The sequence below is a fragment of the Aquisediminimonas profunda genome, from assembly GCF_019443285.1.
Taxonomy (GTDB): domain Bacteria; phylum Pseudomonadota; class Alphaproteobacteria; order Sphingomonadales; family Sphingomonadaceae; genus Aquisediminimonas; species Aquisediminimonas profunda.
Map to the genome: position 1 here is coordinate 477,707 of NZ_CP080327.1, position 25,179 is coordinate 502,885.

Consider the following 25,179-nt stretch of genomic DNA (forward strand, 5'->3'; position numbering starts at 1 on the left):
AATGAATACGCTTGCAAATAACATTGTCCAGAAAAACGCAACTACTTCGAGGATGAAGCGCCATATCCTGAAATACGGACATTTTTTTGCATACGCATGCATTGGGGTTGATGCCGCTGCAAAAGAGCACGCAACTCCATGCGAGTATTACGCCCGATACGGGTTTGCCCTGCCGCAGTCGGTGGGTGCCGGACTGAGAATGCGCTTGATCAGAGCTTGGGCTGTCGATGCAGGACCGGATCAACCGGGCGACTGCTTCCGCGCACGATCAATTGTCCCTGCACCACCGCATTTACCCGCAATTGCGGATCGCCGCGCACCTTGCGGACAATTTCGACCGTCCGCGCTACCATGTCGACCGCAGGCTGGGTAAATGTGGTGAGCGAGAAGGCGGGCCAGGCCGCCATGGCGATGTTGTCAAAGCCCACGATGGACATTTGCCGTCCGACATCGATGCCGAATTCATGGCGTGCCACATTGATCGCGGCGATGGCCATGGCGTCGTTGACGCAGAAAATCGCGTCGGGCGGATTGGGGCTGGACAGCAGGCGGCGGGTGGCCGAGGCGGCGCTGTTGAAATCGAAATTGACGATTTCGCGCCCGTGCAACCCATGGCCATGCTCGGAGAGAAAAGCAGTGAAGCCGTTCTCCCGTTCGCGGCTAGTGGACGATGAATCATGGCCCGCCAAAAAGGCGAAGCGGGCGTGTCCGCCTCCCAGCAAATGAGCGGCTATCGCGCGCGCGCCCTGAACGTTGCTGCCAACGACCGAGGATGCGGTTGGCACTGCCGTCGTACGGTTATAGAGCACGACCGGAACATTGGCGCGGCGGCATTGTTCGACAAGGGTGGATGACAAGCTGACAGAGAGCAGAATGAGCGCATCGAGCCGATAATGCAGCACATCGCCGACGCTCGGTTCGGCCTGCCCTTCGCTCATGTGAAACAACAGCAGGCGCAATCCGGCGCTTTCGAGTGCCAGCGTCAGCACTTCGAGCGATTCGGCGAAAAACGGATTGTGCAGATTGCCCACCGCAACGCCGACGATGCTCGAACTGCCCCGGGTCAACGAGCGGGCGATCTGATTGGGATGGTATCCCAGGCTTTGTGCCGCCTGCAATATGCGCTCGCGGGTTTGAGGGGCAATGCTCGCTCCGGGTGTGAAGGCACGAGACACCGCCGCCTGCGATACGCCGGAAACCTTTGCGACATCCATGGCGGTTACAGGCGAAGGGACAAACGGGCGCTTATCTTGCATGGCTTACTATCGAACAATTTGGCCCGAGCGACAAGAGCGGGCGCTTTGTCAGGGCATTGCCCGCTGCTCGTCCAGCTTCTCAACAGCCGACATGATGTGGGCGAGCAGCCAGCTCAGGCCGTCGTCTGCCGCGCGTATGATATGCCAGTGGGCAACCAGTTGAACCGGGGGCATGGGAAAGGGCAGAGCGAGGATCTTGATGGGCTGCAGCCTTGCGAAATATTCCGCCTGCCGACGATGCATGGTCGCAATCCGTTGTGTGCCAATGATCGCGAGGGGCAGCGAACTGAAGGAGGAGACCGTGACCTCGATTCTGCGCTCGATATTGAGTTGCTCAAAAACCATTTCGCTAATTGCTGGGTGCCGGTTGGGGCCGAAATTAGTCACCGCGTGGCCTAGCGCCGAAAAGCTTTCGGTGTTCAGATCCGAATCGCAAAGCGGGTTTTCGTCCCAGCAGATCACCACTTCCTCGTCGGTGAACAAATCGATCTTCTTGTGCTCTTTCCCAATGTTTAGCATCGGGTGCTGCGCCGATATGAAAAGATCGATCTCACCCCGGTTAAAGAGTTCAACCATCTGCGAGTCCGGCGCGTGTATTGCGAAGCTGATATCGGGTGCTTCCTTGGCTATCTGGCTGATCACGTTCGCCAGGATCAACTGATGCGAATAGTCTGTGCCAACGATCTGAAAACAGCGATCCGAAGTGGATGGGTTAAACTTTCCCGGCGTAGTGATGTGGTAGCGAACATAGAGCAGAGCTTCGCGCACCGGATGCGCCAATTGCTTGGCCTTGGGGGTGAGCACCATCGCCCGGCCATTGGGGATCAGCAATTCGTCGCCGAAGTATTCCCGCAGCCGCTTGAGCGCCCCGCTCATCGCTGATTGGCTCAGGCACAGGTCTTCGGCGGCGAGCGATACATTTCCCCGCTCGATGAGCGTATCAAGTGCAACGAGAAGATTTAGGTCCAGCCGATCAAAGCGCATATCTCTCCTGACGCGTGATCTGTGGTCACGATTTTTCCGATACAAATCACATTTGGAAGCGGTCTTGGCAATAGCTTAAGACGGCGCCCGGCGGCGATGCGGCCCCTTGGTTGTGCAGTTTTGCGACATGCGCCGCATCGCCGTGCCTGACCGCTATTGGGCTTTCTCCAAGGCCCGTTCGGCGGCCAGGCGCTTGGCGATGACCCTGCGGGCGCGCACTGCTGCATTGTCGATGGCCAGCAACAGGGGATTGAGATCCATCATATTGCAATCACCGATCCTTTGCTGGAGATCCGCGATCATGGGTTCGTCTTCCAACAAGAAGGTGGATTCGATCCCCTGCGCGACCTGAAGCGAAACCTCCTCGACGTCCGTCAGCATATTGCGCCCGGCCGACCAGAAATAATGCGTCGAGCCGCGGGTTTCGGGTGTGAGCAGATGATAGGTGGGAACCACCAGGCGTTCGCCCGCATCATCGGCGCCAGCATGATCATTCTGGCCAACATGGGTAAAGCCGCTTTCCAAGTAGAGATTGGACGGCGCATCCCAACGGATATGCGCCCACAGGCGCACCGTATCCGGAGCCTCCGCCCAGATGGCCTTTGCCAACGGCGGAGTAGGCGTTTCAGCGCGATCATACAGCGCCCATACCCGCTCCTCATCCTGACGCGCCTTATAGTTTAGTGGCCCGTCCGGCTCGGCGGCGTTCAGGAACGGGTGCATGAATTCGACATGGGTGAGATCGAGGAGATTGTCGATAACAAGCTGATAGTTACCGCTCACTTTGAGCGTGCCCTGCACCCAGGCATAGTTTTGACCATCATCCATCAGCGCTACATCGGGGATTTGCGCCAGATCATGCGCTCCATCGCCCATCCATATCCAGATCATCCCATGGCGCTCAGCAAGGGGATAGGGACGGATGCGGACAGCGCCGGGCACCGGCCCGTTGGGATTATGAACGCATTGCCCATCGGGCCCAAAGCGCAGGCCGTGATAGGGGCAGGCGATCGCATCGCCTTGCAGCTTGCCCTTCGCGAGGCTGGCAAAGCGATGCGGGCACACGCCCGCCAGTGCGATCGGCTGGCCTTCGGTGTTGCGATAGAGCACGATCTCCTGACCCAGATAGGTGCGCGCGACAGGCTCATCTGCCAGATCCTGCGACCAGAGCGCTGCATACCAGCTTTCGCGAATGAAATCGTTCATGCGTCAATCTCCTAATCGTATATTGTTGGGAATCTAAGAGGTTCGCGATGTGAGGGGAGTCGAAAAACCGGCGCGGCAACTATTGATTCCATGGATAGTTGCCGCGCTTCGCATACCTAATCGACGACCTGTCCAGAAACTCTTTCTTGGACAACGTCCCCTGTAAGCGGCCGGGTGTGAGCTGGTTGAGACGTTGCGGCGGCGCGCTCAGCCGCGATAAGGCTATCGAGCTTTCTGCGCACACGCACCGCGCCCGCATCAACCTGCAACAGTATGGGGCTCAGCGACCACAGATCCGGCGTCCCCATACGGGCTTGCTGCTTTTCCAGCATGGGTTTGTCTTCCTCGCAGAATGCCTTCACCAATATCGGCCTGATCATCGCACTCAATTCATCGTCATCGAGGCGATAGCGGCGCGTGTTGCAGGCGAAATAATGCGTGGTGGTTTCGGTCTCGGGCACCATGTTGTGGAGCGTATAGGAATCATCTTCGGGTGTCTTGGTCGTTCCAGTGGGGACAACGGATGTGCCCAGCACCATCAGGGAGGGCGCTCGCCAGACCACCTCGGTCCAGACATCCGCTCTGGCCCCGGGCGGAAGCATAGGGACAAAGGCCGGCGCCGGAATGCAGTCGCTCGAGATCCATTCGGCAACGATATGGTCGCCGGCGTCGCGGGTCGATGACTTCGCCCCGGTCATGATCCCGCCGAGTGTTTCGGGATGCAGATAGTCCGCATGGCTCAGGTCCATGATGTTATCGACCAGCAACTGGTAATTGGCCTTGGTCGGCAGATACATCGCGATGCGTGCGGGTTCGGGCGTCCGATCAATGAAGCTGAGATCAGCGATCAGGTCTGGATCAGCCAGATCGGGTTCGCCGGCCCAGAGCCAAAGCGCAGTGTGTCGCTCAATTAGCGGATAGTTGCGCACGCGCATGGCGCTGGTGACCGGGCCATGGGGGTTGTGGACGCAAACCCCATGAGCGTTGAAGGCGAGGCCATGATAGCCGCATGTCACCACCTCGCCGCTAATATTGCCCGCCGACAGGGGCGCAAAGCGGTGCGGGCACATATCCAGCAACGCAGCCGCGCTGCCGTCCGCTTTCCTGAAAATGAGGATTTGTTCGCCCAATATGGTCCGAACTAGCGGTTTGCCGATTTTGACTTCTTCAGACCATCCGGCCTGATACCAAGCATTGCGCAGCCATGTCATAATCAATTCTCCTTGATAGTGTTGCGGGCATGGGCGATACCCATCTGGGCCTGCCCGTCACAAATTTAGAGTTGGCTTACATCGGTTCTGCGGCGATCTTCCTTGAATGGGAGCGCCGCCACCTTGGCGCGGATCTCGCGCTGAGGCGTGCCGGGCCTGCCCCAAAGCACGGAGACCTGTGTGCCCGGAGCGATCCAGTCCTTCTCCAGCACGGCGAGTGAGATCATCTTGCGCAAGGCAACGCTGTAAGTTCTTGAGGAGGATACCCCAACTGCGCGCCCTCCAACCAGAATCTGGTCGAAATCCGCGCCGACATTGCGCGGCATGTTCATTTGATCGGGCAAGGGTCCGCTGCCAAAGGGTGTCGCGAACAGGTCCAGAATATCCCGCTCGTTCCAGATCAGCCCGACAAGATTGCGTGCAGTTCCTCCCTCGCGTGCCTGCGCCATCAGCGCGTCGCGGCCGATAAAGTCGTGATCAGTTTTCGATGCCCGGTTGCCCCAGCCCAACTCGCCAGGAAAGCGGAAATAGTCGGTCACGTTGTTCGGAATGAAGCTTCCCCCGGGCGTGCCGCTCGGAATTAGCTTGGGTGCGCCGGGCGTGACGATCGAAGCGGGGAAATAGTCGATGCCGGTGGTGGCAATGCCCGCTTCGATATGCGCGACCAATTGCGAGCGAACGCCAAGCTGGCGGATGCCAAACGGCTTGCCAGCTTCCACGACGGTGGACCAAATGGCATTGGCGTCATTGACCGATCCGTGCAGTTCGTAACCCAGTTCGCCCGAGATGCCGGTGCGCAGCACATGCACAGGAATATCGCGGATCTGCGAGCTGCGGCTATGGTTGAAGCGGATGTCGCGCAAGGACTCGCCGGTGGCCGCTTCCAGAGCGAACAGGGACTTGGGGCCCTGGATCTCGAAAATGAACAGGTCCGGGCTGATGTTTTCGATCTGCGTATCCCACGAGCCAAGGCTTGCCTGCCAAATCGCCCAGTCGCCGCCGCCGCCGGTGTAAATGAACTCCTCGGCGCCGGTACGATAAACCACGCCCTCCGAAGCAACGTGTCCCCTGTCATCGAGCTGAACATGATGCTTGATCTGTCCGAGGGCGAATTTTTCCAGATTGTTCATGCCGAGATAGCTGAGAAAGGCGAGCGCCTTGGGGCCGGATACCCTGATCTTGGCGATCCCTGTCCAGTCGCCGATGTAGCATGTCGCGACATGGGCGCCAGCTTCCTCGGTCCAATCGGTGTATTCATAGGGAATCAGGATCGGCGTCCAACGGAAAAACAGGCTCTTGCCATTGGCCGGGTCTTGCGCGGCGGCGGCAGGGCTGAACATACCGGGCCGATCGATATCATATCTTCCGGAGGCGTTTTCAGTATGTTTCGCGTATCCTTCCCGATGCCGTTCGATCATGCTTTTCATATTGACGCCCTTTCCAGATATATTTCGAGAATATTGTACCATGTCAGTTTTACGACTGAAATTTCGTAAGGTTGCCCGCTCGTGATGGTGTGTTGAGCCGGCTTGAAGACGGTCCCGATCCCGCCGCGATGGCGGCTCCGCACGTCGTCAGCTCCGTGCAAGCCTGTCCGCGCGGCAGGGCAAAGGGCTTGTCGGCGGTCACGGTTACCTGATCCGCGCCGGGCCAGAAAAGGCATTGTTGCGCAAGACGCTGGGCAAAGCATTCGATCAGCGGAACATGCGTTGTGGCAAGCACTTCTGCGGCCTTGACGATGCGGCGATAGTCAACCGTGTCGGCGATGTACTCGATCATTGCTGGCCGCAAGACAATTTCTACCGAGATTACCAGAGGCTGGTGCCGTCCGATCTCGTCAGGATTGATGCCGATGTTCACCAGCAGCCCAAGCGCCTGGACGCGGACCCTCGTCAGACAGGCCATGCCAGATACTTGGGCAGCCTCATGGGTGTTTTCATGCATCGCCCATCAACTCCACCGCCAATTATCCCCTGAAAACAACGGTCTTTGAACCATTGCGGAACACGCGATCCTGGAGATGGAGTCGCACCGCCTCGGCCAGCACGCGACGCTCGATATCTCGGCCCTTGCGGACAAGTTCATCGGGCGTGTCAGCGTGGCTGATCGCCTCGACATCCTGATGGATGATGGGCCCTTCATCGAGATCGGCGGTGACATAATGTGCGGTGGCGCCGATCATCTTGACGCCGCGAGCATGGGCCTGATGATAAGGCTTGGCGCCCTTAAAGCCGGGCAGAAAGCTGTGATGGATGTTGATACAGCGGTCCGCCAAAAAGCTGGCCAGATCGTCCGACAGGATTTGCATGTAGCGGGCGAGCACGACCAGCTCGGCCTGCGTCTCTCGCACCAATTGCTTGATCCGCGCTTCCTGCTGCGACTTGGTGTCACGGGTAACAGGCAGATAGTGATAGGGCGTGTCGTCAATCAGTGTTGTCGTCAAATTCTCGCGTGGATGGTTGGAGACGATGGCGACCACCTCCATCGGCAATTCGCCAAGCCGGCAACGATACAGCAGGTCGGTAAGGCAGTGATCCCATTTGGACACCATCAGCAGCACTTTTTTTCGCGCGAAGCTGGGCCCGAGTGACCAATCCATGGAGGCGGCGCTGGCGATCGGAAAAAATTTCTCGCACAGTTCGTCAAGCGGGGGCGTTGCGCCGGACTCAAAGGCTATGCGCATGAAAAAACGACTGGTTAGGGCATCGTCGAATTGTTGGGCATCGACGATGTTGCAGTCATGCTGCACCAGAAAGTCGGCGACACTGGCAACAATGCCTTTCTTGTCAGGGCACTGCAGGCGCAGCGTATAGGTCTTGTTCACGCGGTAGCATCCTTCTCAGCTAGGTTCTCTGGTTCACCATTTGCGTTCAAAGTTGTGGATTCAGTTGATGGCCTTTGCCACACCACCGAAGGGATAGAAGTGAAGGGTCACACTGTGTGGCCCGGATGTCAGCCGATCCGCCGCCAGACCCTCCGCCAAAGCTTTGTCGAAGAGATCAGGGCCTGCGATCCCCAGCAACCTGCCGATCGCAACGCCGTATTTGCCAAGAATTGCACTTGGTGTGCCCACGCCGCAGCGCGCCGCAAACCGCATCAGGGTCTTGATTCCTGCCAGATCGGGGATACCAAGCCGCACCGGCGTGGTTATCCCGCGCTGGCGCAAGGCGTGGAGCCATTCAAGAACGCGCTGGGCATCGAAGGCAAACTGGGTCACAATCACCGGGGTCATGCCCTGGCGTTCGATTCGGGCGCATTTGGCTTCGAGAACATGCCAGCATTGCGTAACGCTGGACTGAGCCACCGCCGCGCTCAAATATTCGACAAATTCGGCCTTGGAGCGCAGGCGACGGGCCGAATAATGCGGCATTGGAATGAAGCCCAGTTCGCGGGCAGCGTGGATTGCATGCAACCGCGCCGTGAAGTCCTCGCCCGGCAGGAAAGTGATCGCGATTGGGGTGGCGCGCGGTATCCCCGGCGCTGCCTCCTCGAGGGAGCCAACATCTTTCGCCGTGATTTCAAGCGAAAAGCCAGTAGTGATCAGCGGCTGGGGTCGCGCAGGCAACGATTGTGCAACCGGCTGCATGGGTATCTCCTTGACGCTCACGCAATGATGATTGCCACCTTTAGGAAGGCGGCCTGGGCGGTCCCTTGCGCGACCGCCGGGATGAACGGCTAGTTCTTCCGATATTCCTCCCGCGCCACCCGCGAATAGGGCGCGGGACTCACGGTGGTCCGGATGGGGATGGTATCTGTGGTTTCCGATTGATGGCCAGAAAAACCGCCACCCGCTTCGCCCCAGTGCAGCAATACCTCATTACCAATTTGCACCGCTTCATCGACCAGCGAAAGCGTCAGCATAGTGCGCTCGGTCGCCAGATAGGCGGTGGAGTGCGCGGTGCCGATAGACCTACCCTGTGCTGTCAGTTCGAAATATTGGAGGTCAATCTTGTCGCTCATCGTCGGCAAGTGCAGGAATTTCACGTTGCGCCCGCCCGGTGTCAGCATTTCTCTGAAGAGGTTTGCGGTGTCGTCAGGATCCCAGGCGAGCGTGACCTTTTGCAGCTTGGGACCGGAAGCCCTCTCGCGCAAAGCGTCGCGGCCCACAAATTCATGGTCGAAATGCACCAACCGACCGTAGCCCAGATCAAAGGGTGTGCGATAATAGTCCTCAAGCCGGTCTCGCTTCTGCGAACCGGTGATGCGGATCAGCCCTTCAAGATCGTCGGCAGGCATCCACTCGCGATAGGCGCGCAGATGCTCGGCGGTATAGATAGCAGGCAAAACCCCCTGCACCCAGCCGGATTCCACAGCGGAGGTAATATAGGCCGCAGCGCCCACTTCCGCGATGCCGAATTCCTCGCCAACCTTGAGAATTGCGTCGCGGATGACTTCGCGTGCGTTCCAATCGCCCCAGATTTCCAGGCCCGGGGTTCCGGCCATGCCATGGCGAAGGGCCTTCATGCGATGGCCTGCCACGCTTATTTCTGTCAGGTGAAAGAAGGGCACATCGGCGATCACGCCACCATTGAGCTTTTCGAGCAGCGCCCAGGCTCGCGGGCCCTGAAGCTGGTAGCGGCATTCGGGCCGACTGTGGTCAAACCCGTTGGCATAGACCGGCGAACGCCCGTCGATATGCGAGGTCACTTCAAAGTCGAGCACCTGCGCGTGATAGGCCAGCCAGTTGAGAATGAAGGGGCCGGTGGCGGCAAATGTGTTTTCTTCCAGTTGTAGGAGAATGCCATCGCCGACAAGGCGCCCATCTGGTGCCACACAGACGATCTGGAAGGCGCGGCCGGGGTTGGCATTGGCAAGGTTGTTGCAGGCCATATGGCTGAGGAATTTCTTGGCGTCAGGGCCGCTGATGATCACCGCCTGCATGTGATGCGATTGATCGAACAGGGCAACCGATTCGCGCCACGCCCTTTGCTCATGTTCCCAATCTGTAAATTCGTATGGGACCTGGGGCATGATCAGCTTGGGTTGCCAGATCCTGTTGTCGCGCCGCGTGGCCTTGCTGCTACGCAAATAGCTGAGCGGGGTGTCGGCAAGGTCCAGAACCGATTGCAGGCTGGCGTGTGTCATGATTTCAAACCTCTCAGGATAAGCGTGCTGTGTAAGCGGTGACCGCAATTTGCGGCAGGCGGTGGGCTAGGCCCGCCATGTCTCGCCTCCCGCATGTGCCATGGGATCAAATCCGGCTCTGGCGCTGCTAATCAGGCGCTCTTCGAAGCCGTGTTCGGCACTGATCAGATAGTGGCCCGCTTCGACCCCATCGAGCATGGCGCAGGCGGAACTCTCCGGCGTCGCCCCTGCCTCGATGAACGTGCGCAAGCCTTCGACAAATTCTGAACTGGCGGCACCTGCAGGGCGCCCGGCCCAACTGTTTGTGACATCTGGGTAAAACGCCGAAACCCCCACCCCGTGCGGCACCAGCGCCGTTGCCATGGCCCCGGTCAGTCCAATGCACGCCCCCTTTGTGGAGCAATAAGGGATCAAGTTCGAGGACGCGACAGGGTCTGGCATGATGCCCATCGGCGAGACGACATTGACGAAATGGCCGCTCCCGCGGGCCCGCATTGCTGGCGCGAAGGCCTTGATGATCTTGACATAGCCCAACACATTGACATCGAATGCCAGCCGCCAATCGTCCAGGATAATCTCATCAATGCCGCCAAGCACCGGGACATAGGCGTTGTTGATGACCAGATCCGGCAGCCCCCTTTCGGCGATGACTGTTTGCCCCAGGGTTTCGACCTGTATGTCTTCACGCAGGTCGCAGACATAGGCCCGGGCATCGCCGCCGCCCTGGCGGAGCGCGTCCGCCGCCGCGTCGATGTCCGGCTTGTTGATGTCGACCAGCGTCACCCTGGCGCCTCGCTTGACCAAATCTCTGGCCGCAGCCAAGCCGATGCCGCGCGCCGCGCCGGTTATGACAGCGTTCTTGCCAGCCAGAACCATGGCGTCTCTCCCATATTTTCGTTCGCCGCAGTTAAACAAGCATTGTAAAATTTGCGCAAATGCGTATTTGAAATGTTCCCATTCACCATGTGAATATTAATCGGAGCGTATGCGGCGCCATGAACCTTGCCAATGTGGACCTCAACCTGATGACCGCGCTGGAGGCCTTGCTGCAAGAGCAGCAGGTTTCGCGCGCAGCCTACCGTATCGGCCGGTCTCAGCCCGCGGTGAGCAACGCGCTTGGGCGCCTGCGGGATCTCTTTGGTGACCCGCTGTTCGTGCGAACGCCTCAAGGCATGATGCCCACGCCGCGCGCCACCGAGATCCGCCCGTTGATCGAGATGGCGCTCGAACAGTTGCGCGCCGCTCTGGATGACAAGCGTTTTGAGCCTCAAACTTCCAATCGGCATTTCGTGATCGCGACCGCCGATGCCAGCGCGATCCATTATTTGCCGCGCATCATGCCGGCGCTGCGCTCGCAGGCGCCCGGTGTGACCATCGCCGTGGTGGAGGCATGGGGCAGCGAGGCGGTCGAGGCGATTGCGCGCGGGAAGGTCGATCTGGCATTGGGGGTGTTTTCCCAGCAACAGGAGCATTTTGTATCCGAACCGCTCAGCGCGCTACGCGAGGTCTGCGTGGGTGACCGCGACAATCCTGCGCTGCGCGGCAAGTCGCTGACGCTGGAGCGGTTTCTGGTCCTGCCCAAGATCGTGCTTGAACGCCGTGAAAGCGGCAATGTCATCAATGCAACGCTGGCCTCGGCTGGGCACAAGTCCAATATCGCGCTCAGCCTGCCGCAATTTCTGGGCGCGGCGCGGATCGTGGTGGGCACGGATCTGGTGATGGCCCTGCCCGATGCCCTGATGGATGTTTTGCCGGACCGGCACCTGTATGCGGTTGTGCCCTTTGCGGTGGATGTGCCCGATGTGCTGGTGCGGATGATCTGGAACCGGCGCTTCGAAGCCGATGCCGCTCACGTCTGGTTCCGCAATCTTATCAAACAATGCCTGGTACCAGAAATTTGAAGTGCACGACCTGATCGTGTCGTGCACAGGGCACGCTGATCATCGATCTTGCGCTGGTGGTGAGACTAAAAATGAAGCAATAATCGGACAGGCCGCCGGCAGCGGCGGCCTCGATGAGCTAAGGGCAAGGCAGACCATGATGCGGCACGAAACTGAAGTGGATTGCGATTCCGTGCAAGGCACGCAGTTGCTCCTACGAGCCTTAGTGCGCGCTGCAGTCGACCTGATGCTAGGTCTGGTCGGGTTTACCGTCTCAGCACGCACGCCTTTGCCACAACCGTCTTTGCGAGTAGAAAGTGGGGATGCGGTCGATAAACGCTTGCCGCACTGGCTGGCATTCCTGGGCATTCCCTATGGGGGCGACACAGGGGGCGCCAACCGCTGGACGCCTCCGGTCGCCGCAAAGGCTTGGTCCGGATCGCGCGACGCAACGCAATTCAGTGCGGATTGTCAACAAGATCCGCCCTATTCACCACCTGGCCGGTCGCCATGGTCAGCCCCATATCTTCCTTCGGCAAAGATGAGCGAGAACTGCCTTTTTTTTCAACGTCTGGACGCCATCGGAAAAGGGGCGCTGGCCGGTAATGGCGTGGATTCACGGCGGCGGCTTCGCCGGCGGATCCGCCTCTGTAGCGATTTATGATGGCGCCGCCTTGGCGCGGCACGGAATTGTGGTCGTAACGATCAACTATCGCGTCGGCATTCTTGGCATTCTCGCACATCCGGCACTTACCTCCGAGGGCAGAACATCGGGCACCTATGGACTGATGGATCAAGTTGCAGCCCTGCGCTGGACCCAACGCAATATTGAAAAATTCGGCGGTGATCCAGATCGGGTGACCATCGCCGGGCAGTCAGCTGGCGCCGCATCGGTGCACTTACTGCTGGGCGCACCTTCAGCGGCGGGCTTGTTCCAGCGGGCGATTGCCGAGAGCGATTCGGGCCTGGGGGCTGCACTTGATCCGCTAGCCACGGCCGAAGCACAGGGACAGCGCGTGATGGTCGCCGCCGGTGTGTCCGATATTGCAGCGCTGCGCGCGCTGCCGGCAGAGGCGCTTACACGGGCCGCACATGATCCCTCGCTTGGACCGGCTGGACTGCGCTTCAAGCCTGTCTACGACGCCCACTTTCTGCCTGACCCGCAGGTGGAGCGCAGCGATGTTCCGGTCCTGACAGGATTGAATGCGGACGAAGCCAACACGTCCCCCGACTGGCTGGTTGAGGCCGAACGCGGGCTGTCTGAGCTCCTTGTCAGACGCATTGGAAATGATGCAGCCCGCTTCGCACGACATTTTCAGATGGCGGTCCGCGGACTTCTGCACGCACCTTGTTGCGTGAGCAAGCGATCGCCTCTTTGCTGATCTCGGCAGAGGATCGACCTCCGCATGCGGCCCCATTCTTCGCCTACTTGTTCGACAATGCACAGAACGATGCAACCGGCCTGAAATTTGGCAGCTTTCATACCGCCGAGGTGCCATACGTATTCGGCACTACCGCCCGGGCTATCGTGTCTCCTCGCGCAATAGATCGTAAACTCGAACGCACGATAGGCCGTTACTGGACCAATTTCATTCGGACGGGAAATCCCAATGGCGCGGGCTTACCCGCTTGGCCGTCGTTAGCCACGGTCAAGCTGATGCTGCTGGGAAAGTCGCCCCATGCCCAACGCCCGATGGCGTCGGAGAGGCTTTTCAACTACCGTCTCTTTGTTAGAAACGGTGGCCGCCTTAGCTTATTTTAGAGTACTAGATTACTACCGTTTATTCCATCGCGCCTTCGCTGATTTTAAGTGACAGAATGACAAGGCACGGTATCTATTGGCGTAAGGCTCGCCCCGATCTGGCCTCGCGCCTGCCACGCGGACCAACGGTCGAACTTGCCCGCCTCTACTTTGACACCGCCTGCGTCACCAATGGCCCAACGATGGCGGCGTTGATTTCAGTACGGTGCGCGAACTGCTCGGCCATAGCGATTGCTCGATGACGCTTCGATTTGCCCACCTTATTCTCGCGCACAAGCTGAAAGCTGTAGAAGTTTTGGATAGGGATGGAGGGCGCTCCTGCTTGTTTGGCTAGAGGTCACTCTTTTCGTTTGCCAGTGTAATTACAGCTGCTTATGGTTTGCGTGGAAGTTTGGAGAGTTAGGAAATGCCAAACGATAGCAAGGCTGGTTCGCACAAACCTGAGTCCTCAGGATTGGGCGATGAGACTCTGATCGCGGCTGCCAATGATCAGCAATACTATGAGTATGGATGGTATCCTTTTGGCGGCGCTCCGACTGAGCGTTTCAAGCTAGCGGCTGAACCCTGGAATCAACCGATGCAGGAACTCGGATATACCTGGTATCCATTCGGCGCACCCTTGATCTAGTTCCATTGCCGATCGAGCATTCGGAAGACCCATTCACACGGCTCTGAGCGGCCAGCGCAATTCGGTTGTCTGATCCATTGCGCCTCAAGTTTTGTCTTCAATTTCTCCAGAAAACGGCGAGACTTTGCGTGCCGTCAATCAAACGGTTCAAATCTGCTTTATGGTCTTGGTGGTGAGCTATTGGGTGCTTTTTGCTGTAATCTCCACCTGGAGTGACGGCGCCAACTCAAGCACGACTTTGACCACTTTGCCGGCGTGCTGGTCGGCGATCGCGTGGTTCCATTCTTGGGCCGCCGCCGGATGCAATCCCAGCCGGATGAGCTATGGCCCGGCCCCCGCGACCGAGCGGCTGTTCGGCCGCAACGGTCTGTCGTTCGGCGACATCGGCCTGATCGAGCTCAACGAAGCCTGCGCCCCGCAAGTGCTGGCCTGCCTCAAAGGGTGGGGCTGGTCGGACGATGACAGTCGCCACGCGATGCTCAACGTCACCGGCTCGGGCATTTCGCTCGGCCATCCGATCGGTGCGACCGGCGGCCGGATCCTAGCCAACTTGACCCGCGAGATGCAACGCCGCGACGTGCGCTATGGCCTGGAAACGATGGTTATCGGCGACGGGCAAGGTATCGCTGCTTTGTTCGAGCGCGCGGCATGACCTTCTACGCAGCTCTTAATTCTGCGCGGCCCTATCGTGAAGCGGCGCTGGCTGCTGTCGAAACGATCGATCCGGCGAATCACCGTGCGGATCATGGGCTTGCCTGGGCTGCGCCCAGTGTAGCCGCATTGGAGGCCGCGGCAAAATAGCTGGAATCGAACGCAGGTGGAACCGGGCTCGACCGTCAAGTCGCAGAGCTGGCCATGGCATAGACAATAGGACAGCTGACCGGCGGGCTGCCGATGGGTCAACACGAGATGCTGCGCCCAGTTGACTTGGGTTTAGAACGGACTGCTGCGGACCGTGGGGCTATCCTCGCGAACCCAGGCCGAGTCATGCTGACGAAGTGTTGACCCTGTTTGGCGATCAAGGCCTTCGCCCGAAAAATTGGCCATGAGGCCCGCGAGTTGCAAACAGCTATCGGTCTAGTTGCTGCCATAGAGGGATTCTCAATCGTGCCGGAATCGGTCAAGAAATCGCGCGTCGATGATGCGGCCTATCGCGATCTGGCCGAGCGGGCCTTGTCGCCGATCATCATGAGCCATCGCGTTAATGACCGCTCGCCAGAACTCGGGTTGATGGCGCGGGTTATTGCTGAGCACAATAGCGGCTGGGGCTATGGAGTGCCCGATGCATTGTTTGCGCTGGGCTTGCAGGGCTGATCGTCGCATCGCGCGCACGGCTGGTCAATGATTTCGCTATTGGTGACGCCGATAGCTGGTGCCAGAATTATCGGCTTTTTGCTGTGGTGAGGCTGCGGTAACGGAGGAGAATATTACAATGCAACATAGTATCTGCGGCAAGGGAGAGTTTGAACATGTACCCGTTCCGGAACGATAAGGTGTGGTTGCAAAACGCCTGGTACGTCGCCGTGATGGCCGAAGAAGTCGCGGACAAGCCCTTGCAGCGGACAATTCTGGGGCGGCCCGTGGTGCTGTTCCGGGGCGAAAGCGGCAAGGTGCACGCCATGCACGGCCTCTGCCCGCATCGCAATTATCCACTTGGCCTGCACGGCAAGGTGATCGGCGAGGCCATTCAGTGCAACTACCATGGCTTTGTTTTTGACGGCGCCAGCGGTCAGACTGTGTCGACCCCTTCGGCATCGGACGCACCCAAGAGCTTCTGCCAAAAGACCTATCGGGTAGAAGAACGCGGGCCATGGATCTGGATCTGGATGGGTGATAAGGCGCTGGCCGATGATGCCCAGATTCCCTCGCTCGAAGCGCTCAAGCTAGACGAGCGCTATACGATCAGCCCGATGATGGATTACATGCATGTCGATGCCAGATACATGCTGCTGATCGAAAATCTGATGGATTTGACGCATATCGGATTTCTTCATTCCATGACCGCCGCTTTCGCTGAAATCGTCAACGCCGACATCGACATTGTGGAAGACGATAAGGGGATGCGCATCCGTCGGACCATGGAGGCGAAATGGAGCCTCTATCACGACGCGGTTTTCGGCCCCGAGCTTCGCTTTGACGGAGCGGCGCGCTCGGACAATGAAGCGATCGTCGCTGCTGTGGGCTATTGTCTCAACACCAGCCAGACACTGCGCGAAATTGACGGCAGGCCGGTAGGGCCTGAATTTGCGGGCGAAATCTGGTTCCATCATGTCTGCACGCCCGAGACCACCAACAGCTTCCACTATTTTGGCACGCAGTCGCGCACGATCAAGCGCGATGATCCCGATCTTGGGATGCATTTGCGCGAAGCCGACGCGCGGGTTCGAGCCGAAGACATCGAAGCAATGGAGGCCATCGAGCGCCAGCTCGCGCAATTTGGCGAACCCGAGGTCGAATTGCTGGTCAAGAGCGACGTGCCCGCCGGTCGTCTCAGGCGACGGATTCAACGTGCGCTGGACCGGGAGGCCGGGGCGCTGGAGCGGACTTAACAGCCCGCGAGCGATCAGGGCAGCTTGGGCAGAAGGAGGCTGATGGTGATCCGTCAGGCTCCTTTGCATGATGTTCAGACAGGCCGGGCTCGACGCTCGCGCTCACGTCCAGCGGATCAGGTAACCCAGCCCGGTCGCATGGGCTAGGCCCTCGAAGGTGGCGACCGCCTGATCAAGCGGGAGGGCCTCGGAAATGATCTGGCCAAGGTCGAGCCGCCCATTGGCCAGCAGCGCGAGAAAGATATCCATCTCGCCCCGCCCGGTCGATGGGCCATGGCCGACATGCCGCACCGGATCGACCAGCCTTACCGGCCAATCATAGGGCGAGGTAGTTTCCGTGGCATCGAGTTGCCATGGGCGGGCGTTGTAGTAGGAGCCGACGATGGTAATCCCTTCGAGCCAGGTGCGGCCGAAGATGTTGACGTCATAGCCCTGGGGCGCCAGCGAGGCGTTGACGATCCGGCCCTGGCGCCGGGTGACCTCCACGGCCAGATCGACCGTGCTGGGCACGCCACTCAGATCGATGGTCGTGGCCGGGCCGCCGCCGGGCATGGTGCTCAGCCAGGCCTTGAGCGCTTCACTCTCGGAGGCGAGGAAGGCGCTATCGGCGCCTAGCTTGCGCGCCAGTGCCAGCCTTTCCCCGACCACATCGACCACGGTGATGGGAACCGCCCCTGCAAGGCGCGCGATCTGGGTGGCGATCAGGCCTATCAGGCCTTGCCCCAGGATGAGCAGCGGATCGCCGATGTTCAGTTTGGCAAGCCGGACGGCGTGGATTGCCATACCAGCCACGCTGAAGAAGGCGGCATGCTCGGCGGACACATCCTCGCCGATCGCGCAGACACGGCGATAATCGCAATTGATCAGACTGGCGTGCGGGCCATCGGCGATCACCCTGTCGCCAATCGCAAATCCCGGGACCGCTTCGCCCAGGCGGGTGATGCGCCCGACCACGCTATAGCCGGGAAAGACCGGATAATGCGGAGCGTGCAGCAGAAAGGATCTTTCCGTGCCCGCGCTGATCAGCGAGATTTCGGTTTCCACCGTCACGTCGCGGGCGGAGGGGGGGGCAATTGCTTGATCGACAAGGGAAACCTTGCCAGGGCTGTCGAAACGAATGGCCTTGCTGAGGGTCATGATTTTGTTGTTCCTCTCTTTCTGGATGGAGACCAACCCAGGCGATGGGCGGTCGTATCGCTTTCGGCTTTGGCAGGTGTCGTTCGGGATGGCTTCCTTTGTCAGTCTGCCATTGCGGAAGGGGGCAGGCCGAGCAACTTCAAAGCGTTGAGCCCGAGGATTCTGGCCTTCACGCTGTCATCGAGATGGCCGTGAAATCCCAGCGGATCGGGCTCCGCCATATCGAATGGATAGTCGGTACCCAAGCACAGCTTGTCCGGCCCATGGGTGCGCACGAGGAAATCGAGCTGATCCTTGTCGAACACCAGCGTGTCGAGCCAGACCTGCCGCAGATAGGAGGAGGGCTCGCGCTTGATATGTTCGCGGCAATCCTCGCGGGCACGATAGGCATGATCCATCCGACCCCAATAACCCGGCAGATAGCCGCCGCCATGCGCCACGCAAATCTTTAGCCCGGAGAATTGATCCAGCACGCCACCAAAGATCAGATGGCTGAGCGCAATGGTCGATTCCAACGGGTTGCCGAGGATGTTGTTGAGATAATGTTCCGAAAGGCGCTGCCCATGGGTGAAGCCGAGCGGGTGGATAAAGATCAGGATGCCAAGCTCCTCGGCCGCCGCGAAAAAGGGCCGGAAGCGTGAGTCGGCCAGTTCCAGTCCGTTGACGTTGGTCGAAATCTCGATGCCGCGCATACCAAGCTCGCTGACGCAGCGACGCATTTCGGCGATGGCCATGTTGGGATTCTGCAAGGGCACAGTACCCATCCCGATCAGGCGATCGGGATGTCGGCCGACCGCCTCGGAGATGCCGTCGTTGACTATGCGGGCGGCGCTGCGGCCAATGTCCGGCTCAACGAAATAATAGTATTGGCCCGGTGACGGGCTAATTGCCTGAATATCGATGCCCAGACTGTCCATTTCGGGAATGCGCAGATCAATGTTGTTCAGCTTCGCAGAAAGCTGGGCGAACAGCTTGGCCATGACTGCATCCGATTGCGGTGAGGAAAATCCCGCCGGATTGGGCATGACCGCGACATTGGCCTGCACATAGGCTTGCGCGCCCTGCACATTGAGGTGGCAATGGATGTCCACCACCTTGTGCCGCCCATCCTTGCTCAGGTCCGAAGTTTCATGGCCAGAGCCGCAATCTAAGCGCTTTCCGCTCATAGTTTTGCCTTCTATCGGTCAGCGGCCCGGCGCAGCAGAATGCTTCGCAGGACGCCGTCGCGGTTGTAAAAATGATGTTTCAGCGCGCCAGCGATATGCAGCGACAATAGAGCGATCATCAGCCATGCCATCGTCACATGAGCCGAATGGCCGCACCTTGCCAAACCCATATCCGGCCCGATGGGCAAAAACGGCACCTCGATCACGCCCGCAAGGCCGATCGGATGCCGCTTGGGGACCGCCGAACTCATCACCCAGCCCGACAGGGGCAGCGCCAGCAGCAGGCCATAGAGCCCCACCTGCGTGGCACGGGCCAGCAGGCGCAACAGGCGAGGCATGCCAACATGCAGCGTGGGCGGACGATGCGTCAGCCGCCACAGGACGCGCAGCAGCAACAGCGCCAATATCGCCATGCCTCCGTAATGATCGGAGGCCGTGGCGGCGTTGGCAAGAAGGTTGGGCCATCTCACCATTCGGTGATGAACGGACCATAATTGGTTGTGCGACCTTGCGCATCTTCGGCGATGATACGGTTCCTCTGCCGGCCAAGATAGGTGATCTGGCTCTCCATGATATCTCCCGGCTTGAGCCAGGCGCCGTCATGCATCGCGGCATTGCCCGGGGGTGAGCCGGTGATCAGCAGGTCACCCGGAAGCAGCTTGATGCGCTCGGACGCAAAGGACAGAATCTGCTCGGGCTGGAAGATCATGTCAGAGATTGGCCAATCCTGGCGGATTTCGCCATTCACCGTCAACTTGATCTGCACCTTGGTGCGGTCGACAAATTCCTTGGGTACAGCAAAGGGGCCAAAGGGCTTGAAGTTGGGCTGATGCTTGCTGACCCAGTCATAGCCCCAGCGCACGTCAATGCGGCGGAATTCGTCGACCGTGCCCAGATCATTGACCATCACATAGGCGGCGATCAGATCGTTGGTCTCATCCGGACGGAGATACCGCCCGCCATTCTTAAGAATGGCGCCAAACTCCAGTTCCCAATCGGGATGCTCGCCGATCAAGGGTAGGGGGATATCGTCTTTGGGACCGCAGAGCGAAGAATGCAGGCCGGTCCAGAAAAAGGGCATGCCCTCACGCGCGCGACGATCGATCTCGGCCAAATTGCGCTCAAAGAATGCCTCGTCACTTTCGCCTTCCTTACGCAGATGTTGGTTGAATTTATTGAACGTCATCATCTCGGCGACATGCTGGCGATAGTTGGCACCCGCGCACAACAGATTGGGATGCGACAACACGGGTAGGATATGCAGATCGGCATAGGACAGCGCGGGCTTGTCCTGCTTGGTGGCCAGAGCGCTGGCCAGATCGACGGCGCGGTCCCAGTCCTCGAAGATGGCATGGGTATCGACATAGAGATGCGAGAGATCAAACACCGCGCCACCGGGCAAGACCAGACCGGGGAATGGCTTGGAGCCACCCGATTGGTAGGTGCCGATGCCAAAGCTGCCCGCGACCAGACCGGTGACGGGATCGATATTATCTGGCTGTTCCGCTGGCTTCACTCTGCCTGCGGAAAATGCGTGGTCGGACATGGGAATTCCTCATTGTTCAAATTCTGGCTCAAGCCAGGCGGGCTCTCGTTTCTCCGGTCAGGCGAAATAGCGATCTGGCGGATCGGAACTCCAGATATCCATTTCGACATCATGCAGATCCCAGATGCGGGTTCCATCGCTGGCCACCAGCAGGTCGGTGTCGGAGAAGGTTTCAAAGCGGTTGCCGTCCGGATCGCGCCAGACATCGAAAACATGGCTGCCATGCGGATGGCGGCCAACGCCCCACACCAGTTCATAGCCTTTGTCTTCCAGATAGCGGTGCGCGACGAACTGGGCCTCAAAGTCCTGCACTTCAAAGCTGATGTGATGGCAGGCTGTCTCACCGCTCTGGCTCTGCATCAGGGCGATGGTGTGGTGATCGACGCGCTCTTCCCCGCGATCAAGACGCATAAAGCTGATGATCTGCGCTTCAGGCTTCCCGGGCACGTGATAGATCTCGCTGGGGATCAGACCGAGCACGCCCTTATACCAGGGAAAGCTCTGCGCGAAGCTGGGCACAAAAATCCCGATATGGCCGAGCCGCGCCAATTGTGCTGGTCCGAGCTTGCGCTTGGGCTCGAACCGGCCCAAGCGCTGATATCGCACGCATGAATTCTGCACCAGCGGCGCGGGAAATTCATCGGCCTTACGGCGCGCAACTCCGTAAACTAGATCGACCGCAAAGCCGTTCGGGTCTGTCAGCGTGACAGCCTTCCCTCTGCCCGGTGAACCGAGATCGCGGATGGGGCTGGCGCCATGGCAGGCCACCGCCTCGGCAAGATCGCTTTCGCTCTCCACCTCGAAGGCAAAGCCGTTGAAGGCGGCATGCTCGGCCTTGTGCGCGACATAGGCAAAGGCATCGCCGCCACTTGTCCGCATGAACAATTGGCTATCGCTCCGCACAGCTTCGATCAGGCCAAAGTCGCTCGCGAAACGCGCTGTAGCGTCAAGATCGGTGACATCGAAGCTGACGTGGTGAAATCGCTTTATTCGCATGATCAGTCAAAATCCTGTCGCAAGGGGCGGCCATACGGGGTGGAGATGCAAGATGTGACCGATCATCCATCTCTCCCTTCGGCCAAGCCGATGTCTGTCCATTGGCAGCTATCACTGCTGCCTTCTGACGACGCTTCTATGCTTCGGGGGAGACACAAGGTCCAATCGAATACGCCCCTTCCTGCTATCGGTCCGGCAGATAGGTCAGCGCCGCGCCTGGCACGCGAGCAAAGCGGCGGACCTGCGCCGCTTAGTACGGGTCGCCGTGGCCGTTGAGCCATCCGTAAAAAAGGCGCCGCGCGGCGACCTATTCGGCGGATCAATAAGTGGAATGGATTCAAACGATTTCACAAAGCCGCGGTGAGGGTGCTAATTCTGCGAAGCAATCATATGGATTTGTAGCGCGCCTAATAGCTGCCACAGCGCCGATGAAGCCGGCCAGATTTTCAGATTTAATCACAAAAATGAAAAAATTGAGGGAGGAAATGCTATGAAATATGCTTGGGCAATTTCGGTTAGTGCCATTGCACTGGTGGCGCAGGCCTCGTCCGCGCGTGCAGAACAGGCACAGGCCGCGGACAAAGAAGACGCGGCCGCCTCATCGTCCGGATTGGCCGACATTGTTGTGACCGCGCAGCGCAGATCGGAAAATCTACAGCGTGCTGCCATCCCCGTCAGCGCTATTTCGGGTGACACACTGACCAGCGCCGGCGCAACAACGCCCAGCCAGCTGACTTCGCTAGTGCCATCGCTTCAGGTAGCGCCGATTGCTGGTCCTTATTCGATCTTCTATCTGCGGGGCGTAGGCAATTTTACAAGTAACGCGCTTTCTGACGCGGCGGTCGCATTCAACTTTGACGGCGTCTATGTTGGCAAGCCTTCCAGCACAACAGGATATTTTTACGACCTCGAACGTGTCGAAGTGCTAAAGGGACCCCAAGGCACGCTATATGGTCGCAACGCCACTGGGGGTGCCATCAACGTCATTAGCCACTTGCCAGAACTCGGCCGGCTCGGCGGTGACCTTTCGGCTGGATACGGCAATTATAACGCTGTTCAGGTCAGCGGTGCCCTCAACGTTCCGCTTGGCGATAACACAGCATTCAGGGCTGCAGGGACATTCGTGCGCCACGACGGATACATGGCGGATGGCAGCGATGACCAGAATGACTTGGGTGGCCGCTTCTCGTTGCTTACCACGCCTGCGCCCGATCTCAAAATCACCATTGTGGCTGACTACTTCCGTCAGCGGGGCGAGGGCGTCGGATCAACGCCACTTGATGGGGTGAGTTCGGGTAACCTTCGTCAAGGCTTGTTGTCGCCGTTCGGCCAAGCCTACTATACGTCGCAACCCAACACTCTGCTGGGAAATTTCTTTGGGCCGATCACTGCGCCGCCATTTTTGCACAATAGCTACTGGGGCATTTCATCGACGATTGAATGGCAAATGCCTCTGGGAACAATTACATTAATTCCATCGCACCGAGAATCGAATCTCGATTACGCAACTACAGGGCCGGGCTTCCAAGTCGTTCAAGTCGAGCACGACAAGCAGTCCAGCGCAGAGCTGCGTTTGGCTTCGGATGACACGCACGCGCTACGCTATTTGATCGGGGCATTCTATTTTCGCGAAAACAACGATATTCCTTACTATACAGTCAATCAGCAGGCCAATTTTAACCTGCAATCCTATTTTCCGCAGACGACAAGTTTCGCGGCATTTGGTCGCCTGACTTATGCGATCACACCAGCATTACGGTTCAACGTCGGTGGCCGCTATACCACTGAGACCAAGGATTTTTCTGGTAGCCTGGCGTCCCGTGCCAAGATTTGCGTGCTGCCAACTTCATATTTTCCGACCTACACGCCGGGTTGCCCAACGGCCCTAGGGTTCCCCTATGGGACTTCACTACCCGCACCCAACTTTGTCCCCGGGCCCGATGGCACCATCATTGCGCCGAGCCTACTTGATGAAACGGGCGCAAATGCGCGTCACGCAAAGTTCCACAAATTCACTTGGCGTGTTGGCGCCGACTGGGACATCACCCCCCGCAATCTGGTCTACGCCAGCTACGAAACTGGGTTCAAATCGGGCGGATTCTTTTTCTCGGGTGACAATGGAGTTTTCCGACCCGAGACCATATCGGCCTTTACTGTCGGGTCGAAGAACAAATTTTTCGATAATCGCGTTCAGTTGAATGCCGAATTGTTCTATTGGCGATATAAAGACCAACAAATCAGTCATCTGGCGTTTGACTCGGCAGGAGATATCATCTTTGCAACTGAAAATATCGGTCGAGCTACTTACAAGGGGGCCGAAATAGACACGCAATTTCTCGTTACAAATAACACCCTGTTGAGTGCCGATATCCAGTACCTTGATGCCAAGTACAATGATTTTGTTTATTTTACGCCTAACCTCAATGGCGGCGCGGGGAACGGAACGGCCTGCCCAACAATCGGGACTCCCGGGCTTTCATATACTGTTGATTGTTCGGGGCGGCGGCCGCCATTTGCCCCCGAATGGACAGTCAATCTGGGTGGTCAGCAAACGATCCCGCTTGCCAACTCTGGCAAGATTATCGTCAGAGCGCGTGCCCACTACCAGTCCGGCTCAATGGCAGGGTTGGAATTTACACAGGTCGAGTTCCAGAAGGGATATTGGCAGGCCGATGCCGAAATAAGCTACACTGCTTCGCAAAGCCGGTTCACAGTTGCGGCCTATATCAATAACGCGTTCAACAAGACAGTCCTGGCCCAATCTTTTCCCAATCTGTTCAGCCTGTTTACGGTCGGCACACTGCGGCCTCCCAGAACGTTTGGCGTCCGCGCTGGTATCAGTTTCTAAAGCAGCCTGAGTTGAGGAATGGCAAAGGCACCCATAGACATCAGTCGAATGGGTGCCTTTGTGGTTTGAAGCGTCTCATTTGCTTGTGCAGATTGAATAGGGGTACCAGGAGATGACTGGCCTGCCGCAAACGCCTAGCTTCTGCCTTAATGGTCGCCGCGCGTTGGTGACTGGGGCGGGACGGGGTATAGGGCTCGCCGCTGCGGCAGCGCTTGCACAGGCAGGCGCGGAGGTGACGCTGGTCGCCCGCACGGCCTTAGAAATCAAGCAGAGCGCAGCGGCAATACGTGCGGCCGGTGGCAATGCCGAGGCAGCGGTGCTGGATGTGAGCGACAGTCGCGCGGGTGGAGGCCTTCTTTGCCGCGCGACCCGCGTTCCACGTCCTGCTCAATAACGCTGGCACCAATCGCCCCAAACCGATGTGGGAAGTGATCGAGGACGACTTTGACGCCGTTCTTGATCTCAATCTTAGAGCGGCGTTTTTTGTGGCGCAGCATTGCGTGAAAGCGTTAATGCGCGATGGCTTGCCCGGCAGCCTGATCCATATGAGCAGCCAGATGGGCCATGTTGGTGGCCGTCGCCGCAGCCTTTATTGTGCCTCGAAATGGGCGATTGAGGGGATGAACAAGGCCTTTGCGCTTGATCTGGCGTCGCATGGAATCCGTTCCAACACGATTGCTCCCACGTTTATCGAAACACCGATGACCAAGCCGTTTTTCGAGGACAAGGCCTTCCTCGACGATGTGCTGGCCAAGATCAAACTCGGACGGCTGGGGCAGGTGGAGGACCTGATGGGCAGTGTGCTTTTCCTCGCCTCCGATGCTTCGGCTCTCATTACTGGCACATCCCTTGTCGTCGATGGCGGATGGACTGCTGATTAGCTGACCGATTTGATGCAATCAGATCGGTCACGCTAGATTGAAAC

Annotated in this window: 25 protein-coding genes and 2 pseudogenes; 12 read left to right on the forward strand and 15 right to left on the reverse strand. The window is 58.6% G+C overall.

What is annotated here, in order from left to right; genetic code table 11:
- Window positions 1-209: 209 nt before the first annotated feature.
- The 10 genes from K0O24_RS02475 to K0O24_RS02520 form a co-directional block, all read right to left on the reverse strand.
- The gene (locus K0O24_RS02475) at window positions 210-1,256 is read right to left on the reverse strand and encodes a LacI family DNA-binding transcriptional regulator (RefSeq protein WP_219894252.1); all 1,047 of its coding nucleotides are present in this window, start codon (window positions 1,254-1,256) and stop codon (window positions 210-212) included.
- Window positions 1,257-1,304: 48 nt separating this feature from the next.
- Window positions 1,305-2,240 carry a LysR family transcriptional regulator gene (locus tag K0O24_RS02480; protein WP_219894253.1) on the reverse strand — a complete coding sequence of 312 codons (936 nt, stop codon included), beginning with the start codon at window positions 2,238-2,240 and terminating at the stop codon, window positions 1,305-1,307.
- A gap of 153 nt (window positions 2,241-2,393) precedes the next feature.
- A complete protein-coding gene (locus tag K0O24_RS02485) occupies window positions 2,394-3,446 on the reverse strand; it encodes an aromatic ring-hydroxylating oxygenase subunit alpha (RefSeq protein ID WP_219894254.1) in 1,053 nt (350 codons plus the stop codon).
- Between the two features lie 116 nt (window positions 3,447-3,562).
- A complete protein-coding gene (locus tag K0O24_RS02490; RefSeq protein ID WP_219894255.1) occupies window positions 3,563-4,657 on the reverse strand; it encodes an aromatic ring-hydroxylating oxygenase subunit alpha in 1,095 nt (364 codons plus the stop codon).
- A gap of 65 nt (window positions 4,658-4,722) precedes the next feature.
- On the reverse strand, window positions 4,723-6,084 hold the full coding sequence (locus K0O24_RS02495; RefSeq protein WP_219894256.1) for a glycine cleavage T C-terminal barrel domain-containing protein: 1,362 nt from the start codon (window positions 6,082-6,084) through the stop codon (window positions 4,723-4,725).
- Window positions 6,085-6,133: 49 nt separating this feature from the next.
- Entirely contained in the window at window positions 6,134-6,601 is a 468-nt protein-coding gene (locus K0O24_RS02500; protein ID WP_246611107.1) for a dihydroneopterin aldolase, read from the reverse strand.
- A 22-nt stretch (window positions 6,602-6,623) separates the two neighbouring features.
- The gene (gene purU / locus K0O24_RS02505; protein WP_219894257.1) at window positions 6,624-7,481 is read right to left on the reverse strand and encodes a formyltetrahydrofolate deformylase; all 858 of its coding nucleotides are present in this window, start codon (window positions 7,479-7,481) and stop codon (window positions 6,624-6,626) included.
- A 60-nt stretch (window positions 7,482-7,541) separates the two neighbouring features.
- A complete protein-coding gene (locus K0O24_RS02510) occupies window positions 7,542-8,243 on the reverse strand; it encodes a methylenetetrahydrofolate reductase (RefSeq protein WP_219894258.1) in 702 nt (233 codons plus the stop codon).
- A gap of 89 nt (window positions 8,244-8,332) precedes the next feature.
- Window positions 8,333-9,742, reverse strand: a complete 1,410-nt coding sequence (locus tag K0O24_RS02515; RefSeq protein ID WP_219894259.1) for an aminomethyl transferase family protein — start codon at window positions 9,740-9,742, stop codon at window positions 8,333-8,335.
- A gap of 66 nt (window positions 9,743-9,808) precedes the next feature.
- Complete coding sequence (locus K0O24_RS02520; protein WP_219894260.1) at window positions 9,809-10,618, reverse strand: SDR family NAD(P)-dependent oxidoreductase; 810 nt, start codon at window positions 10,616-10,618, stop codon at window positions 9,809-9,811.
- 119 nt (window positions 10,619-10,737) lie between these two features.
- Here K0O24_RS02520 and K0O24_RS02525 point away from each other — a divergent pair, with 119 nt between their 5' ends.
- The 9 genes and pseudogenes from K0O24_RS02525 (at window position 10,738) to K0O24_RS02565 (ending at window position 16,561) form a co-directional block, all read left to right on the forward strand.
- Window positions 10,738-11,643: a LysR family transcriptional regulator gene (locus tag K0O24_RS02525; protein WP_219894261.1), complete on the forward strand. Its 906-nt coding sequence runs from the start codon at window positions 10,738-10,740 to the stop codon at window positions 11,641-11,643.
- A 226-nt stretch (window positions 11,644-11,869) separates the two neighbouring features.
- Window positions 11,870-12,286, forward strand: coding sequence for a carboxylesterase family protein (locus K0O24_RS16940; protein ID WP_425514785.1), 417 nt, complete (start codon window positions 11,870-11,872; stop codon window positions 12,284-12,286).
- Window positions 12,198-13,004: pseudogene (locus K0O24_RS02535) on the forward strand (carboxylesterase family protein); the annotation flags it as partial. The gene K0O24_RS16940 and the pseudogene K0O24_RS02535, both read left to right, overlap by 89 nt.
- On the forward strand, window positions 12,974-13,384 hold the full coding sequence (locus K0O24_RS02540; protein ID WP_219894263.1) for a carboxylesterase family protein: 411 nt from the start codon (window positions 12,974-12,976) through the stop codon (window positions 13,382-13,384). The pseudogene K0O24_RS02535 and the gene K0O24_RS02540, both read left to right, overlap by 31 nt.
- A gap of 406 nt (window positions 13,385-13,790) precedes the next feature.
- The gene (locus K0O24_RS02545) at window positions 13,791-14,012 is read left to right on the forward strand and encodes a hypothetical protein (protein WP_219894264.1); all 222 of its coding nucleotides are present in this window, start codon (window positions 13,791-13,793) and stop codon (window positions 14,010-14,012) included.
- A gap of 268 nt (window positions 14,013-14,280) precedes the next feature.
- Window positions 14,281-14,664 (forward strand): annotated as a pseudogene (locus K0O24_RS02550) (acetyl-CoA C-acyltransferase); the annotation flags it as partial.
- The gene (locus K0O24_RS02555) at window positions 14,661-14,813 is read left to right on the forward strand and encodes a hypothetical protein (protein WP_219894265.1); all 153 of its coding nucleotides are present in this window, start codon (window positions 14,661-14,663) and stop codon (window positions 14,811-14,813) included. The pseudogene K0O24_RS02550 and the gene K0O24_RS02555, both read left to right, overlap by 4 nt.
- A 306-nt stretch (window positions 14,814-15,119) precedes the next feature.
- On the forward strand, window positions 15,120-15,326 hold the full coding sequence (locus K0O24_RS02560) for a type 2 periplasmic-binding domain-containing protein (RefSeq protein WP_219894266.1): 207 nt from the start codon (window positions 15,120-15,122) through the stop codon (window positions 15,324-15,326).
- 155 nt (window positions 15,327-15,481) lie between these two features.
- A complete protein-coding gene (locus tag K0O24_RS02565; RefSeq protein ID WP_281421687.1) occupies window positions 15,482-16,561 on the forward strand; it encodes a Rieske 2Fe-2S domain-containing protein in 1,080 nt (359 codons plus the stop codon).
- Between the two features lie 102 nt (window positions 16,562-16,663).
- On the opposite strand, the gene K0O24_RS02570 is transcribed toward K0O24_RS02565, so the two are convergent.
- From K0O24_RS02570 to K0O24_RS02590, 5 genes are all read right to left on the reverse strand, one after another.
- Window positions 16,664-17,698: a zinc-dependent alcohol dehydrogenase gene (locus tag K0O24_RS02570; RefSeq protein ID WP_219894268.1), complete on the reverse strand. Its 1,035-nt coding sequence runs from the start codon at window positions 17,696-17,698 to the stop codon at window positions 16,664-16,666.
- A 101-nt stretch (window positions 17,699-17,799) separates the two neighbouring features.
- On the reverse strand, window positions 17,800-18,864 hold the full coding sequence (locus K0O24_RS02575; protein WP_219894269.1) for an amidohydrolase family protein: 1,065 nt from the start codon (window positions 18,862-18,864) through the stop codon (window positions 17,800-17,802).
- Window positions 18,865-18,875: 11 nt separating this feature from the next.
- Window positions 18,876-19,277 carry a cytochrome b gene (locus K0O24_RS02580; RefSeq protein ID WP_219894270.1) on the reverse strand — a complete coding sequence of 134 codons (402 nt, stop codon included), beginning with the start codon at window positions 19,275-19,277 and terminating at the stop codon, window positions 18,876-18,878.
- A 53-nt stretch (window positions 19,278-19,330) separates the two neighbouring features.
- Complete coding sequence (locus K0O24_RS02585; RefSeq protein ID WP_219894271.1) at window positions 19,331-20,410, reverse strand: fumarylacetoacetate hydrolase family protein; 1,080 nt, start codon at window positions 20,408-20,410, stop codon at window positions 19,331-19,333.
- Window positions 20,411-20,467: 57 nt separating this feature from the next.
- Complete coding sequence (locus K0O24_RS02590; protein WP_219894272.1) at window positions 20,468-21,406, reverse strand: VOC family protein; 939 nt, start codon at window positions 21,404-21,406, stop codon at window positions 20,468-20,470.
- 490 nt (window positions 21,407-21,896) lie between these two features.
- On the opposite strand from K0O24_RS02590, the gene K0O24_RS02595 reads away from it, so the two are divergent.
- From K0O24_RS02595 to K0O24_RS16840, 3 genes are all read left to right on the forward strand, one after another.
- Window positions 21,897-24,254: a TonB-dependent receptor gene (locus K0O24_RS02595; RefSeq protein WP_219894273.1), complete on the forward strand. Its 2,358-nt coding sequence runs from the start codon at window positions 21,897-21,899 to the stop codon at window positions 24,252-24,254.
- Window positions 24,255-24,366: 112 nt separating this feature from the next.
- A complete protein-coding gene (locus tag K0O24_RS16835; RefSeq protein ID WP_281421688.1) occupies window positions 24,367-24,648 on the forward strand; it encodes an SDR family NAD(P)-dependent oxidoreductase in 282 nt (93 codons plus the stop codon).
- 25 nt (window positions 24,649-24,673) lie between these two features.
- A complete protein-coding gene (locus K0O24_RS16840) occupies window positions 24,674-25,135 on the forward strand; it encodes an SDR family NAD(P)-dependent oxidoreductase (RefSeq protein ID WP_281421689.1) in 462 nt (153 codons plus the stop codon).
- Window positions 25,136-25,179 lie beyond the last annotated feature (44 nt).

Excerpts from the sequence above, each read along its gene's own strand:
- K0O24_RS02475 (WP_219894252.1), bottom strand. The coding sequence starts at position 1,256 with ATGCAAGATAAGCGCCCGTTTGTCCCTTCGCCTGTAACCGCCATGGAT.
- K0O24_RS02480 (WP_219894253.1), bottom strand. The coding sequence starts at position 2,240 with ATGCGCTTTGATCGGCTGGACCTAAATCTTCTCGTTGCACTTGATACG.
- K0O24_RS02485 (WP_219894254.1), bottom strand. The coding sequence starts at position 3,446 with ATGAACGATTTCATTCGCGAAAGCTGGTATGCAGCGCTCTGGTCGCAG.
- K0O24_RS02490 (WP_219894255.1), bottom strand. The coding sequence starts at position 4,657 with ATGACATGGCTGCGCAATGCTTGGTATCAGGCCGGATGGTCTGAAGAA.
- K0O24_RS02495 (WP_219894256.1), bottom strand. The coding sequence starts at position 6,084 with ATGAAAAGCATGATCGAACGGCATCGGGAAGGATACGCGAAACATACT.
- K0O24_RS02500 (WP_246611107.1), bottom strand. The coding sequence starts at position 6,601 with ATGCATGAAAACACCCATGAGGCTGCCCAAGTATCTGGCATGGCCTGT.
- K0O24_RS02510 (WP_219894258.1), bottom strand. The coding sequence starts at position 8,243 with ATGCAGCCGGTTGCACAATCGTTGCCTGCGCGACCCCAGCCGCTGATC.
- K0O24_RS02515 (WP_219894259.1), bottom strand. The coding sequence starts at position 9,742 with ATGACACACGCCAGCCTGCAATCGGTTCTGGACCTTGCCGACACCCCG.
- K0O24_RS02520 (WP_219894260.1), bottom strand. The coding sequence starts at position 10,618 with ATGGTTCTGGCTGGCAAGAACGCTGTCATAACCGGCGCGGCGCGCGGC.
- K0O24_RS02525 (WP_219894261.1), top strand. The coding sequence starts at position 10,738 with ATGAACCTTGCCAATGTGGACCTCAACCTGATGACCGCGCTGGAGGCC.
- K0O24_RS16940 (WP_425514785.1), top strand. The coding sequence starts at position 11,870 with ATGCTAGGTCTGGTCGGGTTTACCGTCTCAGCACGCACGCCTTTGCCA.
- K0O24_RS02545 (WP_219894264.1), top strand. The coding sequence starts at position 13,791 with ATGCCAAACGATAGCAAGGCTGGTTCGCACAAACCTGAGTCCTCAGGA.
- K0O24_RS02555 (WP_219894265.1), top strand. The coding sequence starts at position 14,661 with ATGACCTTCTACGCAGCTCTTAATTCTGCGCGGCCCTATCGTGAAGCG.
- K0O24_RS02565 (WP_281421687.1), top strand. The coding sequence starts at position 15,482 with ATGTACCCGTTCCGGAACGATAAGGTGTGGTTGCAAAACGCCTGGTAC.
- K0O24_RS02570 (WP_219894268.1), bottom strand. The coding sequence starts at position 17,698 with ATGACCCTCAGCAAGGCCATTCGTTTCGACAGCCCTGGCAAGGTTTCC.
- K0O24_RS02575 (WP_219894269.1), bottom strand. The coding sequence starts at position 18,864 with ATGAGCGGAAAGCGCTTAGATTGCGGCTCTGGCCATGAAACTTCGGAC.
- K0O24_RS02580 (WP_219894270.1), bottom strand. The coding sequence starts at position 19,277 with ATGGCGATATTGGCGCTGTTGCTGCTGCGCGTCCTGTGGCGGCTGACG.
- K0O24_RS02585 (WP_219894271.1), bottom strand. The coding sequence starts at position 20,410 with ATGTCCGACCACGCATTTTCCGCAGGCAGAGTGAAGCCAGCGGAACAG.
- K0O24_RS02590 (WP_219894272.1), bottom strand. The coding sequence starts at position 21,406 with ATGCGAATAAAGCGATTTCACCACGTCAGCTTCGATGTCACCGATCTT.
- K0O24_RS02595 (WP_219894273.1), top strand. The coding sequence starts at position 21,897 with ATGAAATATGCTTGGGCAATTTCGGTTAGTGCCATTGCACTGGTGGCG.
- K0O24_RS16835 (WP_281421688.1), top strand. The coding sequence starts at position 24,367 with ATGACTGGCCTGCCGCAAACGCCTAGCTTCTGCCTTAATGGTCGCCGC.
- K0O24_RS16840 (WP_281421689.1), top strand. The coding sequence starts at position 24,674 with ATGTGGGAAGTGATCGAGGACGACTTTGACGCCGTTCTTGATCTCAAT.